This window comes from Pseudomonas sp. ICMP22404, from assembly GCF_006227205.1.
Lineage (GTDB): Bacteria > Pseudomonadota > Gammaproteobacteria > Pseudomonadales > Pseudomonadaceae > Aquipseudomonas.
Map to the genome: position 1 here is coordinate 384,874 of NZ_VCNG01000004.1, position 18,913 is coordinate 403,786.

16 protein-coding genes are annotated in these 18,913 nt (G+C 61.5%); 9 read left to right on the forward strand and 7 right to left on the reverse strand.

Annotated elements, in window-relative coordinates:
• Nucleotides 1–78 precede the first annotated feature (78 nt).
• The 4 genes from FGE05_RS09955 to FGE05_RS09970 all read left to right on the forward strand — a co-directional run bounded on the left by FGE05_RS09955 (nt 79) and on the right by FGE05_RS09970 (nt 4,044).
• Entirely contained in the window at nt 79–978 is a 900-nt protein-coding gene (locus FGE05_RS09955; protein WP_139644444.1) for a LysR family transcriptional regulator, read from the forward strand.
• Between the two features lie 80 nt (nt 979–1,058).
• Entirely contained in the window at nt 1,059–2,393 is a 1,335-nt protein-coding gene (locus tag FGE05_RS09960) for a substrate-binding domain-containing protein (protein ID WP_139644446.1), read from the forward strand.
• A 495-nt stretch (nt 2,394–2,888) separates the two neighbouring features.
• A complete protein-coding gene (locus tag FGE05_RS09965; RefSeq protein ID WP_139644448.1) occupies nt 2,889–3,221 on the forward strand; it encodes a DUF6124 family protein in 333 nt (110 codons plus the stop codon).
• 490 nt (nt 3,222–3,711) lie between these two features.
• A complete protein-coding gene (locus FGE05_RS09970) occupies nt 3,712–4,044 on the forward strand; it encodes a DUF6124 family protein (protein WP_024780998.1) in 333 nt (110 codons plus the stop codon).
• 197 nt (nt 4,045–4,241) lie between these two features.
• Here the strand turns inward: FGE05_RS09970 and FGE05_RS09980 are convergent, their stop codons facing one another.
• Complete coding sequence (locus tag FGE05_RS09980) at nt 4,242–5,480, reverse strand: M20/M25/M40 family metallo-hydrolase (RefSeq protein WP_139644452.1); 1,239 nt, start codon at nt 5,478–5,480, stop codon at nt 4,242–4,244.
• Nucleotides 5,481–5,688: 208 nt separating this feature from the next.
• Here FGE05_RS09980 and FGE05_RS09985 point away from each other — a divergent pair, with 208 nt between their 5' ends.
• The 3 genes from FGE05_RS09985 to FGE05_RS09995 all read left to right on the forward strand — a co-directional run bounded on the left by FGE05_RS09985 (nt 5,689) and on the right by FGE05_RS09995 (nt 9,201).
• Nucleotides 5,689–6,618: an alpha/beta fold hydrolase gene (locus FGE05_RS09985; protein WP_139644454.1), complete on the forward strand. Its 930-nt coding sequence runs from the start codon at nt 5,689–5,691 to the stop codon at nt 6,616–6,618.
• Nucleotides 6,619–6,749: 131 nt separating this feature from the next.
• A complete protein-coding gene (locus tag FGE05_RS09990) occupies nt 6,750–8,126 on the forward strand; it encodes a VOC family protein (RefSeq protein WP_139644457.1) in 1,377 nt (458 codons plus the stop codon).
• Between the two features lie 556 nt (nt 8,127–8,682).
• Nucleotides 8,683–9,201 carry an Hcp family type VI secretion system effector gene (locus tag FGE05_RS09995; protein WP_041022074.1) on the forward strand — a complete coding sequence of 173 codons (519 nt, stop codon included), beginning with the start codon at nt 8,683–8,685 and terminating at the stop codon, nt 9,199–9,201.
• Between the two features lie 379 nt (nt 9,202–9,580).
• On the opposite strand, the gene FGE05_RS10000 is transcribed toward FGE05_RS09995, so the two are convergent.
• The 5 genes from FGE05_RS10000 to FGE05_RS10020 form a co-directional block, all read right to left on the reverse strand.
• A complete protein-coding gene (locus tag FGE05_RS10000; protein ID WP_139644458.1) occupies nt 9,581–9,793 on the reverse strand; it encodes a hypothetical protein in 213 nt (70 codons plus the stop codon).
• A gap of 30 nt (nt 9,794–9,823) precedes the next feature.
• Nucleotides 9,824–10,066 (reverse strand): hypothetical protein, encoded by a 243-nt coding sequence (locus FGE05_RS10005; protein WP_041022076.1) that lies wholly within the window; start codon nt 10,064–10,066, stop codon nt 9,824–9,826.
• 74 nt (nt 10,067–10,140) lie between these two features.
• Nucleotides 10,141–11,211 carry a lipocalin-like domain-containing protein gene (locus tag FGE05_RS10010; RefSeq protein WP_139644460.1) on the reverse strand — a complete coding sequence of 357 codons (1,071 nt, stop codon included), beginning with the start codon at nt 11,209–11,211 and terminating at the stop codon, nt 10,141–10,143.
• Nucleotides 11,208–13,682 carry an FtsX-like permease family protein gene (locus FGE05_RS10015; protein WP_139644462.1) on the reverse strand — a complete coding sequence of 825 codons (2,475 nt, stop codon included), beginning with the start codon at nt 13,680–13,682 and terminating at the stop codon, nt 11,208–11,210. Before FGE05_RS10015 ends, FGE05_RS10010 begins: the two co-directional genes overlap by 4 nt.
• Complete coding sequence (locus tag FGE05_RS10020; RefSeq protein WP_139644464.1) at nt 13,679–14,347, reverse strand: ABC transporter ATP-binding protein; 669 nt, start codon at nt 14,345–14,347, stop codon at nt 13,679–13,681. The genes FGE05_RS10015 and FGE05_RS10020 overlap by 4 nt, the downstream gene beginning before the upstream one ends.
• Nucleotides 14,348–14,592: 245 nt before the next feature.
• On the opposite strand from FGE05_RS10020, the gene FGE05_RS10025 reads away from it, so the two are divergent.
• Together FGE05_RS10025 and FGE05_RS29820 are read left to right on the forward strand one after the other, a co-directional pair.
• Entirely contained in the window at nt 14,593–16,512 is a 1,920-nt protein-coding gene (locus FGE05_RS10025; RefSeq protein ID WP_139644466.1) for an acyltransferase family protein, read from the forward strand.
• Between the two features lie 288 nt (nt 16,513–16,800).
• A complete protein-coding gene (locus tag FGE05_RS29820) occupies nt 16,801–17,022 on the forward strand; it encodes a hypothetical protein (protein WP_176562998.1) in 222 nt (73 codons plus the stop codon).
• A gap of 8 nt (nt 17,023–17,030) precedes the next feature.
• Here the strand turns inward: FGE05_RS29820 and FGE05_RS10030 are convergent, their stop codons facing one another.
• A complete protein-coding gene (locus FGE05_RS10030) occupies nt 17,031–18,728 on the reverse strand; it encodes a sulfatase-like hydrolase/transferase (protein ID WP_139644468.1) in 1,698 nt (565 codons plus the stop codon).
• Nucleotides 18,729–18,913 lie beyond the last annotated feature (185 nt).

Here is an 18,913-nt window from a genome sequence, read left to right on the forward strand (position 1 = left end):
GTGGGTGCTAAGGTAGGTCTTGCGGGTTTTCCTGATAATTGAGCCGCTTACGAAAATACATTTCGGAAACTCCGAACAATGTTTCTCAAGAACCTCGAACTGTTTCTACTCATCGTTGAAAAAGGCGGGCTGTCTGCCGCGGGCCGGGAAATGGGGCTGTCCCCGGCTTCGGTCTCGGAACGACTGGCCACGCTGGAAAGCTACTACGGTGCCAGCCTGCTCAATCGCACCACGCGGGCAATCAGCCTGACCGACGAAGGCAGGCTGCTGGTGGAAGGCGCGCGCCGATTGCTGAACGAAGCCGGCGAGCTGCACGCCAGTATCCGCAGCGGCACCCAGCACCTCAGCGGGCCGATTCGCTTGAGTGCCCCACAGGATCTGGGACGCCAATACATCGAACCGATCCTGTCGCGTTTTCTCGACGAGCACCCCAACGTCAGCCTCGATTTGAACCTGGGGGACGGCTACGTGGACCTGGTCAGCCAGGGGCTCGATTTCGCCATCCGCTACGGCGCCCTGGCCGACAGTTCGCTACGAGCCAGGCCGCTGGGGGAAAACCGTCGGGTGGTCTGTGCCGCGCCCCGCTACCTGGAACGTCACGGCACGCCCACCCATCCCTCGGAACTGGCCGGGCACGAATGCCTGGTGATGCGCCTGGGTATCAACACCGCGCGGGAATGGACGTTCAGCCGGCACGGCGAGGTTCACCGGGTGATGGTCCAGGGTCGGCGGATCGCCAATGACGGCGGCCTGGTGCGCCAATGGTGCCTGGAGGGGCACGGCATCAGCCTCAAATCGATCTGGGATGTGCGCGACGATCTCAAGAGCGGACGGCTGGTCGAGTTGCTGCCAGATTTCACCGCCGGCAGCACCCTGCTGCAGATTGTCTACCCGACAGCCCGCGTCCAGCCCAGCCGCGTGCGCGCGCTGATCGAGCGCCTGGTCAGCGAGCTGGCGGCCACCGAGACGGCCGTTTAAGACGCAATCGCCCTGTCATCTTTCAGACATCTGCCTGACTTATTCTCCCCCGCATCGTCTTGGGTTTTTAGGGTGTCGACATGCGGCAGTGCGTTGCCTGGCTATTGGCGTTATGGCTGCCATTGACGATGGCAACCGAACGCTTGCCCGTTCCGGAAGCCGGCCCGGCCCTGCGCATCCAAGGGTCCAATACCATTGGCGCGATGCTGGGGCCAGCCCTGGCCAGAGGGTTGATGGAGGATCAGGGGCTGCTCAAGGTCAGCAGCGAAATTACCGGCCATGACAACGAGCAGCGTATCGTCGGCCAGACCGCCGATGGCCGGCGGGTGGAGATCGACATCGCCGCCCATGGCTCCAGCACCGGATTCGCCGCCCTCAAGCAGGGCAGCGCCGATCTCGCCGCCGCTTCCCGGCCGATCAAGGACAACGAGCTGAAGGAGCTGCTGCCCCTGGGGGATCTGAAAAGTCCTACGGCCGAGCAGGTCATCGCCATTGATGGCCTGGCGATTATCCTTCACCCACGCAACCCGCTGCGTCAGCTGAACACGGTGCAACTGGCAAAGATCTTCAGCGGCGACGCGAAGACCTGGGAGTCGGTGGGCAGCGTCGGCGGACCGATACGGCTTTACGCCCGGGACGACCAGTCCGGCACTTACGACACCTTCAAGGAACTGGTGCTCAACCGCCAGGGCAAACGACTGGACCCCGCCGCCCTGCGCTTCGAATCCAGCGAACAGTTGTCCGATGCCGTCAGCCAGGATCCCCAAGGCATCGGTTTCATCGGTTTGCCCTACGTGCGCCAGGCCAAGGCGCTGGCGATAGCCGACGGCGATTCCCAACCCATGTTGCCGTTGAACAACCTGATTGCCACGGAAGACTACCCGTTGTCCCGGCGCTTGTTCTTCTACCTGCCGCCCCAGGCGAGCACCCCATGGGCCGAGGCGCTGGTGGCGTTCACCCAAAGCGACAAGGGCCAGGCCATCGTCGCGGCGAACGGGTTCATCGCCCAGACCGTGCGGGCCATGGCCGTCACGCCCAATGCGTTGATGCCGGAGGGCTACCAGTCCTTGAGCCGCCACGCCCAACGCCTGACCGTCAACTTCCGCTTCGCCGAAGGCAGCGCCAGCCTCGACAACAAGGCCCGCCAGGACCTGAGCCGCGTGCTCGACTACCTCCGGCAACACGGCAAAACCGAACGGCACGTCACGCTGGTGGGTTTCGGCGACGCCAAGGATGATCCGGCGCGAGCGGACCTGCTGTCCAAGTTGCGGGCCATGGCGGTGCGACGTGAGCTGGTCAGGAACGGCGTGACCCTGCGGGAAGTGCGTGGGTTCGGCGCACTGATGCCGGTGGCGGCCAATAGCGAGGATGAGGGCCGGATCAGGAATCGGCGGGTGGAGGTTTGGGTGTACTGAAATCCTCCAACCGCCCCCTGTGCCGAGGAGATTTTGTGGGAGCAAGGCTTGCCCGCGATACAGACCACCAGGTTCCAAGGTAAATCGAGTGAACTTCATCGCGGGCAAGCCTTGCTCCCACAAAAAATCCCTCGCTCCAGGAACCCGGTGTTTACTGGATTCGTTGCGATGTAGGCCATAACCACATCGCCTTGCGCCATTGCCTACAACTACGCCAGAATCCGCCGGCTTGTGCGCCTTGGGGCCCCGGCTTTATCGTTTTCCGGTCGCTGACGAATCAGCGATCGGGTTTGGTAGCCCAGGTAAACTAAGGCGCACAGCTTCGACAAATGTCCGTTGACGATTTTCGTCGGCAGATTGTTATGGCGGCTGTGCGCAGGGCACCCTTGTGGTGCGCTGGGTTGCCTTGGTACCCGGTCTACCAACCTGCGTATAGCCGCCACCTAATGTTTGGTAGCAATAGGTTGCGGCTCCATTTACCAAGGAGCTTCAACCATGTTCAAAGTAACCCCCAACCCACCGAACACCGATCCCAACGCATCGGAACTCGACAAAGCCGCCAAGCGCGCCCTCGATTTCTACCTCAAGCCCCACCCGACCGAAGCGAAGACCGATCCAGGCCAACTCTTCACCGTGGTCAACGGCGTCGACACCGAGTGCCTGCTCGCCAACCTCAGCGAAACCCTGTCCTCGGCCAACGCCATGGTCAGCGACCTGGCGTTCGAGCTGGATGGCTCGCGGCGGCATGTGGCCCTGGGCATCCAGCAATTGATCGAACTGAGTGGATTGCTGGCGAACCGGGCGCTGGATAACGTCGAACCGCGCTAGCCAATTCCCCCCCCCTTTGTGGCGAGGGGATTTTGTGGGAGCAAGGCTTGCCCGCGATACAGACCACCAGGTTCCAAGGTAAATCGCGTGAACTTCATCGCGGGCAAGCCTTGCTCCCACAAAAAGTCCCTCGCTCCAGGAACCCGGTGTTTACTGGATTCGTTGCGATGTAGGCCGCAACTACATCGCCTTGCGCCATTGCCTACAACTACGCCAGAATCCGCCGGCTTGTGCGCTTTGGGGCCCTGGCTTTATCGTTTTCCGGTCGCTGACGAATCAGCGATCGGGTTTGGTAGCCCGGTTTTCCTGGCGCATTGTGCAACCGGATGCAGGGGACGTTTTTGTCTTCTATTTGATGGTGGTCATGCGTAGGGCGTCCTCGGACGCGCCGGGTGCCAGGTAACCGGTCTACCAACCTTCGTATGGCCGCCACCCTTCGTTTGGTAGCGAGAGAGTGATGGCTCCAATTTAATTACCTGGAGCTTCAACCATGTTCAAAGTAACCCCCAACCCACCGAACACCGATCCCAACGCATCGGAACTCGACAAAGCCGCCAAGCGCGCCCTCGACTTCTACCTCAAGCCCCACCCGACCGAAGCGAAGACCGATCCAGGCCAACTCTTCACCGTGGTCAACGGCGTCGACACCGAGTGCCTGCTCGCCAACCTCAGCGAAACCCTGTCCTCGGCCAACGCCATGGTCAGCGACCTGGCGTTCGAGCTGGACGGCTCGCGGCGGCATGTGGCCCTGGGCATCCAGCAATTGATCGAACTGAGTGGATTGCTGGCGAACCGGGCGCTGGATAACGTCGACCCGCGCTAGCCAATTCCACACACCCCTTTGTGGCGAGGGGACTTTGTGGGAGCAAGGCTTGCCCGCGATACAGGCGCTCGGTTACCCGGTCAATCGCGTGAGCTTCATCGCGGGCAAGCCATGCTCCCACAGGATTTCTCGCCACGGGGTATGCCTTACCCCGCAGGGATCGCCCCTTCACAGGATTTTGCACTGGGTCCTGATGGCTACCGCCCCGCCAACTCCATGATCATCCGCGACAGCAGGTAAACCCGTGGCACGACGCTTTCCACTTCCGCGTATTCCTCGGGCGTATGGATGTTGCCGCCGACGATCCCGAAACCGTCCAGCGTCGGCGTGCCGACCCCGGCCGACAGGCTGGCGTCCGCCGCGCCGCCGCTGCCCTCTTCGGTGAGTTTGCGTCCCAGCTCGCCATAGATGCCCTGGGCCATGGCCATCAGGCGATCCGACTCCGCCGTCTGCGGCATTGGCGGCAGGCCACGTTTCAGGCTGGTGGTGACCTCGGTGTCGGCGATCAGTTTGTCCTGGGACACACGGGCCAGGTCTTTTTCGATACGGTCGAACTCTTCCGGCACAGCGGCCCGCACGTCAGCCTTGGCGGTGGCCTTGTCGGGGATCACGTTGGTGCGGTCGCCCGCGTTGAGCACCGTGAAGTTGATGGTGGTTTTCTTGTCCGCGTCGCCGAGCTTGCCGAGCTGAAGGATCTGGTGCGCCGCTTCCATCGCCGCATTGCGCCCCAGCTCTGGTGCCACACCGGCGTGGGACGCCTTGCCTTTGACCTCCACCAGCGCCGTGGCACTGCCCTTGCGCCACACCACCAGGCCGTCGGCCGGGCGACCCGGTTCCAGGTTGAGGGTCACGTCGTGGGCCTTGGCGGTTTTCTTGATCAGATCGGTGGCGGCGTCCGAGCCGGTTTCTTCGCTGGCGTCGAGCAGGAAGGTGATCTGCGCGTAGTTCTTGAAGTCCAGATTCTTGAGCACCTTCAACGCATAGATGCCAGCGACGATGCCACCCTTGTCGTCCATTACGCCAGGCCCGTAGGCGCGGCCGTCCTTGATATGAAACGGACGCTCGGCAGCCGAGCCTTCCTTGAACACCGTGTCCATGTGGGCCATCAGCAGGATCTTCGCCTTGCCGGTGCCCTTGAGGGTCGCCAGGATGTGCTGGCTGCCATCGGAATTCGGCACTTTTTCAATGCTGGCGCCCAGCTTCTTCAACTCATCGATGGCAATGTCACCAACCTGGGTCAGCCCCGGCACGTAGCCGGACCCGGAATCGATATTCACCAGTTTTTCGAGCAGTGCCAGGGCCTCGCCTTTGTACTGTTCGGCATCGGCGAGGACCTTTTGATTCGGCTGTGCGAAAGCGGCGGGCGCCAAGGCACCGAGGACCAGGCTCAGGCCGATACTCACGGCCAGACGGGAGCGCAAAGCGGTAATCATCATGATTCATCCTTGTTCCGTAAAGAAAGACTGCAGGGGCACCCTAACCCGAGCCCATGGGCAACCGCCACCCGAAGGCGGGGGATTTAATTCCTGTAGTCCCCGGCAGATTTTGGCTATACATGACAGGGGGTAGCAGCAAACAAGTACCGTCTACCCCATCGGCCCTGGCTGGCCAAACACATTCCGTTGTCGTTCATGGAGAGAAGGCATGCTGTTGTTGTGGGTGATCCTTGCTGTATTCGTTGTCTGGAGCTGGCTGACCTATCCGAGCATCGGCCAGGTGCTGTTCGACCTGAGCATGGCCGTGGAGACGCGTCTTTCCCGGTTGCACAAGATCACCGTGCCCATCAGCGAAATGACAGTGTCCACCTTGCAAGGCGGACCTTACGAAGCGTCCGGCTGCATCCTGATGCTGCATGGCTACAGTGCCGACAAGAACCTCTGGCTGCGGTTCGCCCGGCCCTTCATTCGTGACTACCGGGTGCTGATCCCCGACCTGCCCGGCCATGGTGATACGGGCTTCAAGGCCGGCGGCGGCTATGACATTCCGACCCAGGCCCGGCGGGTGATCGAGTTGCTCGACGCCTGTGGCCTGGACAAGGTCCATGTGATCGGCAACTCCATGGGCGGTTACCTGGCCGCCTGGCTGGCGGCCACTTCGCCGGAGCGGGTGCTGACCCTGGCGCTGCTCAATCCGGCCGGCGTGACGTCGCCCCAGCCCAGCGACATGGACCGCCAGGTGGCTGCCGGGCGCAACCCATCCCTGATGCGCTCGCGCAGTGATTTCCCACCGTTCTACGCGATGACCATGGACTCACCACCCTGGGTGCCGAAAGTGGTATTGGCAGCGGTGGCCGATAAATACGTCAGGTGCCGGGAGGAACTGGCGGAGATCTATACGGACTTCAACGCCAGCCCGCCAATGGAGCCGCGCCTGGCCGACATACGCGCGCCGTCGCTGCTGCTCTGGGGCCGCCAGGACCGGATGATCGACGTCAGCTGCGTGCCGGTATGGAGCAAGGGGATCGCCGATCTGCGGGTGGAAATCTGGGACGGGCTCGGTCACCTGCCGCCCATAGAAAAACCGGAACGGGCAGCGGCGTTGTATCGGGGGTTTCTCAAGGGGTTGGGACAGTGAACGTCCTGTGGGATCAGTCCCTGACAGAATGAAGTCCTGAAGATTCTTCGTTTGCGGGGGCTGGAGAAGGCTGCGATCTTTCGTTCCACTTTCATTCCCAATTCCCACAGCCCGAACCAGGAATTCCCACCATGAGCTTCGTCAGTCCCGACCTGATCCGCCAACGCTTCTCCAGGGCGATGTCCGACATGTACCGCGACGAGGTGCCCCTGTACGGCACGCTGATGAACCTGGTGGAACAGACCAATGCCCAGGTGCTGGTCAACGATCCGCAACTGGCGGAACACCTGGACAGCACCGGCGAACGCGAGCGCCTGGACCTCGAACGCCACGGCGCGATCCGCGTCGGCACGGCTGCGGAGCTGGCAACCCTGAGCCGGCTGTTCGCGGTCATGGGCATGCAGCCGGTGGGCTATTACGACCTCACGCCCGCCGGGGTACCGGTGCATTCCACGGCCTTTCGCGCCGTGCATGAAAGCGCCTTGCAGGTCAGCCCGTTCCGGGTGTTCACCTCGTTGCTGCGCCTGGAACTGATCGACAACAGCGAGCTTCGGGCGTTTGCCGAATCGGTGCTGGTCAAACGGCAGATCTTTACGCCCCAAGCCCTTGCGCTCATCGACCTCGCTGAACGCCAGGGTGGCCTGACGCAAGCCCAGGCCGACGACTTCGTCCTGCAAGCCCTGGAAACGTTTCGCTGGCACCACAGCGCCACCGTCACCGCCGAACAGTACCGTCAACTCAGTGCCCAGCACCGCCTGATCGCTGACGTGGTCGCCTTCAAGGGCCCGCACATCAACCACCTGACACCGCGCACCCTGGACATCGACATTGTCCAGGCGCAGATGCCCGTGCATGGCATCACCCCCAAGGCGGTGATCGAAGGCCCGCCCCGCCGCCAGTGCCCGATCCTGTTGCGCCAGACCAGTTTCAAGGCGCTCGACGAACCCGTCGCGTTCACCGACCAGCCCCACGCCCAAGGCAGCCACAGCGCCCGCTTCGGTGAAATCGAACAACGGGGCGCCGCCCTCACGCCCAAGGGTCGTGCGCTCTACGATCAGTTGCTGAATGCGGCGCGGGATGCCTTGGGGGAATTTCCCAACGAGGCCAATGCCGCGCGCTACAACACCTTGATGACCGAACACTTTGCGCCGTTCCCGGACAGCCACGATGAGTTGCGCCGGCAGGCACTGGCGTACTTCCGCTATTTCGTGACGCAAAAGGGCCTGGCCGCCAAAGGCACACTCGAGCCATCGACGTCGCTGGAACACTTGGTTGAACAGCGATACCTGCGCGCCGAACCGCTGGTGTATGAAGATTTCCTGCCGGTCAGCGCGGCCGGTATCTTCCAGTCGAACCTCGGCGATGACGCCCAGAGCCGTTACGCCGGACAATCCAATCGTCAGGCCTTCGAAGCCGCGTTGGGACGAACGACGATCGATGAGCTGGGGCTGTACGCCGAGACGCAACAGCGCTCCATTGATGAGTGCAGGATGGCGTTGGGTTTGTAGAGTGCCCGCTCCTCTGCATGCCTGGAAAGATTCCGTGCCGAGAACTGATCTGTGGCGAGGGGATTTATCCCCGCTGAGCGGCGAAGCCGCCCCAGGCATTCAACACGATTCGTCTGATGCACCGAGATAGAGGATTTAGGGCCGCTTCGCCGCCCAGCGGGGATAAATCCCCTCGCCACAAGAGTTTATGGCGCTTTTATTTCTCTGAGCTGACCCGCATCAGGCTGCTTCGCAGGCCGGTGGGAGTGTCTCTGCCACAAGACCGTGACTGGCAAAAAATGCACACCTGCTTTCGCCATGAAACCCATCAATCGAGTCGTTGTGTCTGTGCTCACGGGCTCACAACAGTTGCGCAAGAAATTGCACGGCACTGCGCAGGCCATTGCGCACATCGCGTCCAAATGACCGGAGAAACACTCGACAACTGTTGAAAAAACTCAATAACTATTTGAAATAACGAAGTTTTTTAGGCAATGGCATAGCTCTTGATAACCCTTCCGGCACCTCGGACGATCCCGTCCGGGGTCCTTTAGTTATCCAGCAAGGAGAGCATCCATTGGCTACCCCCGCGTACATGTCCATCGAAGGCACCAAACAAGGTCTGATCACCGCCGGCGCGTTTACTGCCGACTCGGTGGGCAACACCTATCAGGAAGGTCATGAAGACCAGGTCATGGTGCAGGGCTTCCAGCATCAGGTCATCATCCCGCGCGATCCACAGTCCGGCCAGCCAACCGGCCAACGCGTGCATAAACCTCTGGTCATCACCAAGGTCTTCGACAAGGCCTCGCCGCTGTTGCTGGCGGCCCTGACCTGCGGCGAACGCCTGACCAAAGTTGAAATCCAGTGGTATCGCACTTCTGCTGCCGGCACCCAGGAGCATTACTACACCACTACATTGGAAGACGCGATCATCGTCGATATCAAGGACTACATGCTCAACTGCCAAGACCCGGCGAACGCACACTTTACCCATCTGGAAGATGTGCATTTCACCTATCGCAAGATTACTTGGACTCACGAAGTCAGCGGAACGTCGGGCTCCGATGATTGGCGCTCGCCGGTTGCCGGGTAATACCGGGACAGCCGTTCATGCATCGGCCGGCTCGGCTGGTCGATGTGGATAAGTATGAGGAAGTTTTCAGACGGTGTTCGCCCAGTGTGACGGCCTCGGCATTCCATGCACTGGTAAAGAGCCAGACACTGGGCGAACGGGCTCAATCATAGTGGAACTTTCGAGCCGTGTCCGCCAGCTGTTATAAATAATTATTCACTATTGAGTTATTTTTTTATTGGCAGCCAATACGCACTCATCCATTCAATTAATCGTTTGACTGACTTTCAGAACTTGGATCCCATCAATAGCTCTACAACCTGTTAGATGAATGCAACAGCTCAGTACAACTATCCCCCCAACAAAAGCCATGTAACGCGTTACATCAGCCTGACAATAGTTATACATCGCCGTTCTTATTGGACCGAGATGACGGACTCGCGGGATGGCGTCCGGCTTTTTGCGCATCGGTCTCGCCCGCTCCGGGGTTACCCTCCTGCTGCTTGCGCTTAGCCGGATCGTTCGGACGCAGGGCATCGTTATCGCGCTCCACTTCGCCAGGCAGCGCCGGTTCGTCGGGGTTCTGAGTGGTGTGATCGGGGTTGTCCTTCATGACTACTCCTGGCGTGTTCGGGCTCACAGATCAGGCATCGGGGTCGGCGACTTCTTCGGCGACGTTGGCGTCCGGGGAGCGCTGGTGCAGTTGTTCGGCCCGGGCCTTGAGCTCCTGCCACTGCGCCAGGTCGATAGCCCCTTGGCCGAACAGGTCGTTGGCCACCTGCATCAACTCGGTGAAATGAGCATCGGGCGACTGCTGCCAATAGGCCTTGTCGTCGAACAATCGCTGCCAATCGGCCAGCGCCGGGGGTTTGAGGTCGTCGCTCATGACGGGCTCCTATCAGGCCTTGTCCGGGCATTCATAAGGTATGAGGGAGCCGCTCCCCGGGAGTTCCGACGATCTCAATAACCGGTCATTTCCAGGTAACCGCTCCCTCCCTGGCTGCCGCTCACTTGCACCGGCCCTTCCCAATAGGGAATGCGCAGGGCCATCCAGGCATTGGGGTTCAGGGCGCGAGTGGTGATCTCGACCTGCTTGCCGGGGATCTTGATGGACCAGCGAACCGGCATCGAGCGTCCGGCGACCTGGGCCGTGTCCAGCGGCACCAGCTCGATGTCGGCGGCGTGCAGGGGTTGCGCTTGGCCCTGGGCATCAATCCAGGTGCCGGTGAGATACGGCGCCCCTTCCTTGTGACGCATGCGGTAGAGCATCACATGCTCGCCACTGTCCAGATGCAGGGAGAACCAGTCCCATCCAGTCTGGTTCGCGGTCAGCGGTTGGCTGCTCCATTCGCGATCAAGCCAGGCCGGGCCACTGACCGTATAACGCTGACCGTCGATTTCCAGCTGACCACTGGCCTGGAAGAACGGCTGGCTGTAGTAGTACGACGCCTGCCCCTGTTCGGATTTCTGGCTAAAGCCTTTGTCGCCCTGCAAGACAAGCGGACGGGCCGACGTGAGGCGCAGCTCATAGCCAAAGTGTGGGTCGCGGGCCTTCAGTTGCATGTCGGCCAACGGGTCGGTGCCGCTCGCTTGGGTCGTGAATTGCCAATCGTCGATCCAGGCCTCGAAGGGCACCGCCCGCACCCCGGCCTGCCCCACCCCGCCCCGGGCGTAGCGCTCGGCGGCATGATGGACTGTCGCAGAGGTGACCGCGGCGTGACCGAGCCAGATCGTTTGGTTGCGCCAGCCATCCGCTTGGGGCCCGGCGCTCAAGGCGCTGCGAAACAGTGTCCATTGCACACCAAATTCATGCCCCTCGGCATCCTTGAGATTGGCGGTGACATACCACCATTCGATGCGATAGCCCTGGTGAACGCCGTGATCCGCAGGAAAGCCGAACACCCGTCCCGGCACTACCGGTGTGAAGGCAACGGCCTCGCCCCCCAGGCCGGCAAAGCCTTTTGGAGGTTCCGCCGGTTTGTCACAACCGCTGAGCAGCGCCAACAGCAGCAGGCCGATCCTGATTTTCATGAGCGGTCCTCCTGGGAAAAGCGCCTGAGCAGATCCGCAGGCTGGGTGCGGTACAAGGCGTACAGCGGCCAGGCGGACGCCAGCAACGTGGCGAACATCGCCAACGCCAGCAGTTGCGCCAGTTGCACCGGGAACACCCGCAACGGCAAGCGCCAACCGAACGCCTGCACATTGATCACCGCATCCAGGCACCAGGCCAGGGCGACACCCAGCGGCACGGCCAGCACCAGGGTCAGCAGCGACAGCAGCCAGGTCTGGCCAAGGTTGAGCAGCATCAGTTGCCGACGTGTCACGCCCAACGCCCACAGCGGCGCCAACTGGCCAAGGCGGCTCTGGCTCTGGGTCAGCAGGCTGATGAACAGCGCTACCCCGGCCACGGCCAGCGTCAGGCCGTTCAGCGCGGCGGTGGCGGCAAAGGTGCGTTCGAACACCTGGGTCGACCAGCCCTTGAGCCGGGCCTGATCGACGATCCGGCTGTCGTCCAGGTCGAATCGGCTTTGCAGCGCCGCCAGCAGCGTCGGCATGGCGGACGGCTCGATCCGCAGGTTGAAGCGATACGGCGTCAGTTGCGGCCAATGGACGAGCAGGTGGTCGGCATTGACCAGCACGTGGCCCTTGGGATTGCCGTAGTCGGCGTAGATCCCGACGATACGCGGCGTCCATGGCCCTTGCGGGGTCGGCAGGGTGAGTTGATCGCCAACCCGAACCTTGAGGCGGCGAGCCAACTGTTCGCTGAGCATCAGCGTGTCGGCGGCGGCCAGTTGTTCCCAGGGTCTGTCGGCGGATTCCAACAGCGGCCAATGCTGGCGATAGAGGGGGTGATCGATGACGCCGAAGACATCCGTCGGCCAGCCTTGCAGCGGCACCGAGACTTGCCAGTTGGGCAGTATGGCGGTCACGGTCGGTTGCTGCTTGAGCCAGGCGTGCAGCTCACCGGCCTGGGCCGGGGTCTGCGGGCTGACGTACAGTTCCGCGGTCAGGCGTTGTTCGAGCCAGTGGGTGAAGGTCTGGCGGAAACCTGCGGTCATGCTGCCGGCACCGATGTTCGCCGCCAACGCCAGCAGCAAGGCCATCAACGCCAGGCTCAACATCGGCAGTTGTTGCCGGCAGTCGGCGAGAAACCATTGTCCAAGCACGGAACGGCTGCGACGCAACAACAGGTTCAGCGCATGATTGAGCAACACCGGCAAGGCCAGGGCCGCGCCCAGCAGCAAGGCCGTCATCAGGACAAAACCGCTGGCCAGGCTGTCGCCCCGAATCAACGCAAACACGGCAATCAGCGCCGCCAATGTCGCCACCCAGCCCTGACGGCGCAGCCAGCGTGCATGGGCCTGATGCCAGGCCTGGGGGTTGGCCAGCGCCAGCAACGGCAAGCGCGCCGCCCGCAGCAAACTGTCGGCGCCGGCCAGCAGCGCGCCGAGCAGGCTCAGGCCAACCCCGCTCAGCCACCACCACGGGCTGAGATTCAATTGCCCGGGCACCTCGGCGCCGTACAACCCTCGCAGGCTCGCCGCGACATCCGGCAACAGCAGACTCGCCAGCCAATAGCCGCTCAGTACCCCGGCAACGCCGCCCAACAACGCCAGTGCCCCCAGCTCGACCGTCAGACTGGTGACCAGCATCCGCGCACTGACGCCGCACGCTCGCAGGGTTCTCAGCAAACTGCGGCGTTGTTCCAGGGCCAGGCCGATCGCCGCATGAACAATGAACAACCCCACCACAAACGACAGGAAGCCCAGGGCATCGAGGTTCAGGTGAAAGCTTTCGGTCAGGCGCGACAGATTGTTTTCTTCATCGGCGCGCTTGAACTGCAAACGACCGTTGAACGGCTCGGGCAACGCCGCGGTGAATGTGGCGGGCAGTAGCAATCGCGACAACCGCTCCGGCAGCCCGAGCACTTGCTGGGCGAAGCCGATGTCCATCAGCAGCATGCCCGGCGCCATGTCCGCCTGGGTGTGCAGGGGCGGCAAGGTGTGTCCATCGGTGGTCAGAGGCCGGTCGCCCTCACCCATCCCCAAGGCTTGCAGGGTTTGCGGGGCGATCCAGGTGCGACCGGGGTCGGTGAAAAACGCCACCACCTCGCTCATCTCCCGCGCCTGCCCCGCCAGCGCCGCACCGGCGGGCAAAGACACCGGTTCGATGCCCATCAGTTGCAGGCGCTGGTCTTCGTGCCCCTTGAGCGTCACCCTGGCCTGCAACACCGGCGACACCGGCCAACCCTGGCGGCGCAGATCGACAAACCATTGCTGGGGGAAAGTACCGCCGCCGGGGGCACTGAGGCTGGCCTGGGGTTCGCCGCCAATGAGCCGGCTGGCCCGGGCGTAACTGTCCCGGGCCTGACTGTTCAAGGCTTGCACACCGGTCAGCAGGCTGGTGGCGAGCCAGAGCCCGGTCAATACACTGAAAAACTGCACCGGGTGCAGGCGCCAATGGCTGAGCAAGGCCTTGAGGGTCTGGCGAAAGATCATCAATCCTCACCCACCTGCGCCAACCGCCCACCGTGCAACACCACGCGTTCAGCCAGACGGGCCGCCACCCGTGGACTGTGGGTGACCATCAGCAGGCTGGTGGAACTGCCGTCCAACAGCTCCAGCAACAGGTGCAGCACTTCATCGCTGGTGGCTTCGTCGAGGCTGCCGGTGGGTTCGTCGGCCAGCAGCAAAGGCGGACGCGAGGCCAGCGCCCTGCCCAGGGCAACCCGTTGCTGCTGGCCGCCGGAAAGCTGTTCGGGATAACGTCGCAGCAGGTTCCCAAGCCCGAGTCGCTGTATCAGATGGGTCTGCCAGGCAGGGTCATGACGACCACACAATCGCGCCTGGAACGCCAGGTTGTCTTCGACCGACAAGCTGCTGATGAGGTTGAACTGCTGGAACACCAGGCCGATTTCCGTTCGCCGCCAACTCGCCAACTGGCTTTCACTCATGCCGTCGAGCCGGTACTCGCCACTGCGGATGCTGCCGCGATCAACCTTGTCCAGCCCGGCGACCAAGTGCAGCAGCGTACTTTTGCCGCTGCCGGATTCTCCCATCAGCGCCAGGCTGCTGCCCGGCGCCAGGGTCAGGTCGACGCCTTGCAGCACCGACAACGGGCCCTGAGGAGTGACGTAGCTTTTGAACACATCGCGGACTTCAAGCATGGAAAGGCTCGGATGAGACACAGTGAGGCTCAGGATAACGGAGTTGAGTACAGACCCTATCGCTGGATCTGCGCAAGGGCAGTAACCGCTTGTCAGCATGAAGCGATATTGGATCCGATAATCTTGTGCGGAACCTATTTTCAGCTATTAATCAATCAGTAATTCACGCCGCTTCCAGGCTGTCGGCGAAACCGTCATGAATATGACGACCCTTGACGATCTCGCATTCAAGGACGATCACCGACATGTCTCACAGCGACTATCGCCACGATATCGACGGGCTTCGCGCCGTTGCAGTCTTCGCCGTGCTCATCCATCACCTCAACACCAACCTGCTCCCGGGCGGGTTCGTGGGCGTCGACATTTTCTTCGTCATCTCGGGTTTTCTGATCACCTCCCAGGTATTTTCCGAGATCAAGCACAACCGCTTTTCGGTGAAGCGTTTTTATCAGCGGCGCATCAACCGCATTGTTCCCGCATTGGTAGCGGTATTGCTGGCGAGCGTGATCGCCGGAGCTGTCATCCTTTCTCCGGCCGACCTGACCCGGTTCAACGTCAGTGCACTGTTCTCCCTGCTGGGGGTTTCGAATATCTACATCTGGGTGAAGTACGGAAATTACTTCGCGGCGGACGCCAGCGAGGCCCCGTTGTTGCACACCTGGTCGCTGGGTATTGAAGAACAGTTCTATGTGATCTGGCCACTGCTCATCCTGGCGATTCATCGGCTGGCGCCGCGTTATGTGCTGGCCGTGCTGGGGGTGGGCATTATCGCGGCGACTGCTTTTTCTGAGTACGCCACGAACGTCTTCGTCACCGCCTCCTACTATCTGCTGCCCACGCGCTTTTTCGAGTTGATGGTGGGTGGGGTGCTGGGCATTTATCTGTATCGGCCAAGGCCGCTCGACAAGCGGGCAGCCTTGGGTTTCGCGTTGGTAGGGGCCGGGTTGATCGGTTTTTCCTTGTTTGCTCTGAGCCCCGACGCCCCGTTCCCCGGCCTCAATGCCTTGATGCCTTGCCTGGGCGCTGCGCTGCTGATTCTGGCCGGCAGTGCTGGCGTTCAGTCTCGCTTGTTGAACAACCGGCCCATGGTCTTCATCGGCCTGATCTCCTACTCGCTTTATCTATGGCACTGGCCATTGATTGCCTATCTGAATTACCTGGGCATTGCCATTACCCTTCCCGTGGGGATTTCACTGTTGGGGGTGTCGATCGCCCTGTCCTGGTGCTCCTGGCGCTATATCGAACGCCCCTTTCGACGGACCGGAGCACAATTACCGTTTGCACACGTATTCACTCGACGATTCATCGCTCCGGCCCTTGGGCTCGCCGTGCTGGCTGCGCTGAGCCTGCAGTTGCACGGTTTTCCCCAGCGCTTTGCGCCTGAAGTGGCGGCGCTCGAGGCAATGACTCTGGTCGAACCGAACAAACTTCGCAGCGACTGCCACATGCCCAATGCGCAATACGACACCGAGCCCAACCCCCATTGTCGACTTGGAGCACACAAGGAGCAGATAGACGGGATCATGGTCGGTGACTCGTTCGCCAACCATTTCACCGGCATGGTGGATATCCTGGCCGAACCCAACGGCATCGAGCTGATGGATTACACCCTGGATGGCTGCCCGCCAATCTTCAGCTACACCGCTCAGGTATCGACGGTGTATGCCGCCCATTGCATGGAACGTAACAGACGCGTGCTCAGCCTGATCGAGCAGAATCATTACCCTTACGTCGTGCTGGCCGGGGCCTGGCCGAAAGACGCAGCCGCCGCCGATAGGGTCGAAGCCAGCATCAAGCGAGTGGCGGCCAACACAGACCAGGTGATCGTGATCCTCAGTAACCAGAACATCGACAAAGCCGCGACCTGTCCCGTGCGCCGCTTGATGTTCGGCATCGATCGCCGATGCTCGGCCCAACTGGATATAACTGCACCTTACTGGGCAGGGATACGCGTCAGGTTGCCCCAGGTACGTTTTATCGACCCCAATCAAGTGATCTGCCCTGCGGGACTGTGCAGCCCGATCATCGACGGGCAAATGCTCTATCGCGATGACGCGCACTTGAACGATGGGGGGTCGCGCTTCATTGGCCGCACGTTGCTCGACCAGGGCTTCTCACTTCTCCACGACCCCACCCACCCCGGAACGATCGCCGCAACAAGATAGGCTGTCACAAGGGATTGGCGGTGGGCATGGATGGTGTGTCCACCCAAGATCAGGGGGTGGGAGCGAGCCTGCTCGCGATGGCGGCGGCACCGGCAAATCGATGCAAGCTGACCCACCGCTATCGCGAGCAGGCTCGCTCCCACAGGGGATTGGCGGTGGGCATGGATGGTGTGTTCACCCCGGACCAGGGTGGGAGCGAGCCTGCTCGCGATGGCGGCGACACCGGCAAATCGATGCAAGCTGATCCACCGCTATCGCGAGCAGGCTCGCTCCCACAGGGGATTGGCGGTGAGCAGGGATAGTGTGTACACCCAGATCAGAGTGGGAGCGAGCCTGCTCGCGATGGCGGCGACACCGGCAAATCGATGCAAGCTGATCCACCGCTATCGCGAGCAGGCTCGCTCCCACAGGGGATTGGCGGTGGGCATGGATGGTGTGTTCACCCCGGACCAGGGTGGGAGCGAGCCTGCTCGCGATGGCGGCGGCACAGTCAACATCTATGCAAGCTGACCCACCCTTCAGTGCCCTGCTGCCATCTCAGCCTGGGCCGGTTTGGGGGTCACGATGCTGTTCAGGTCAATGTGTTTCCAGGCCGGTTTGGCACCCAGGCGAGCATTGAATCGGTAGTTGAAGGTGAAGTCGTCTTCGGTCGGTTGGTCCAGGGATTTTCCATACAGGGCTTCAACTCCCGCACGGTCATAGCCCATCAGCTGCAACAGCGTCGGGAAGATGTTGTAGTGGCTGGAGCGGTCCTTGTTCCTGGCCCAGGCCTCGCGCCAGTCGAGCGTCTGCAGGTGGCTACCCTGGATCACCACCAATGGCACCAGTCCCTCTTCCTCCGCCGGGTCGCCGCCGCAATGGGTGTTGAGTCCCGGGTTACCGCGTTCATGCAGGTCCTGGCCATGGTCTGACGTGTAGATCAGCACGGCATTGGCCAAGGAGGCCTGGCTGAAGATCCGCCAGAAAAACTCGCCGACGTTCCACAGCAGCGTGTTCTGGTAGGCGTTGCGGTAGAGCACCCAGTCATCCTTCTGGCCATTGAAACCGTCACGCCGGCCGGTGTCGGCCACGTCCTGATACTGCCCACGCGGCAAAGCAGGACGGTAGCTCATGAAATCGTCGGGGTATTTGTCGTGCACCGGGAAATGCGCGCCGACCTTGTTGATGAGCACCAACTCCGGCTGGTCATCGCCGAGCAACTCGATCAGCTTGTCTGCCGCCGCCATGTCGCGGTCGCGCACGCTGGTCTGATCGAATTGGACAAACACATCGATGTCCTTTTTCTCCAGATCGGTCATCAGGTTCTGCAGGTTGCCACCCGTGCGCTGGGCGTCGATGTAGACGGTGCGCAAGCCCGCGCCCTTGGCGTACTGCCAGATCGAAGGCTGGGTGCTGTTGATACGCATGTAGTCGGCGCGGGTGCCGCCATAGCGCAGGGTGACGTTGGTGTCGGCACTGCAATTGGCAATGGACGCCGCATAGCCGAAGTTGAAAATATCCACCCCGGATGGCGGTGTCTTGAGCCCGGTGTGTACGCCCGACGGCGTGTTGATATCCAGGTAGTTGCCGGAGATGCTTTCATCGATGATCAGCACGATGTCGTGCCCGATCGGCGGCGTTTGCCGCACCAGGTGCACCGGCTCCCGGGGGCCGACCGTGTTGTGCAAGGACTCATAGGCGAACAAGTTCAAATAGGCCAGCGGCGTGTACATAGCCGGTAGCCCGCGGGCGCCCTCACCTGCCCGCACAAAGAGCACGCCGCTGAGCAACAGCACGCCCAATAGCGGCGCGGCAACGGGCAGATAACCGGGCAACGGTATCCGTCGGCGAGGCTTGAGGCCGATCCCCAACAACAGCAACAGCCCAGCGACCACCGCATGAATGATCACCTCGCGATACTGCCAAGCCGCCTCCTGAATAAAACCACCGGAATACACCATTGACACGAACTGGCTGTAGGTCAGGTAACTGTCGGTCACCCGGGTGTACACCTCGAAGAACACCGCCGACGCAAACATCGCCAGTGCGAACAGGTGCCGTACCAGGGTTTGGCGGATATAGGCGGTCATCCACAACGCCGCTACCAACGCCACGAACATCGCGACGAACAACACCGTCGCAAAGCCAATACCCAGCGCCGCCATACGGTCAAGGTAATAGTCATATCCCCTGATCAGGTACAGCGCCAGCAGCAGTTCCTTGAGGTATCGGGCCATCTCTTTCTCGACGCAATCGTGACGTTCGCAAAGGGCTCTGTTCCTGGACACTAGCAGCGGCTTTCAAAAGCGCAAGAAAGGCAATGAATCAAACACGCGTCAAAAAAAAGTTAGCCCAAAAATGACACGAAAAGCCCTAAAAAAAATGAAAAACCTATGGATAAATACCGTTCATCGATTTTTTT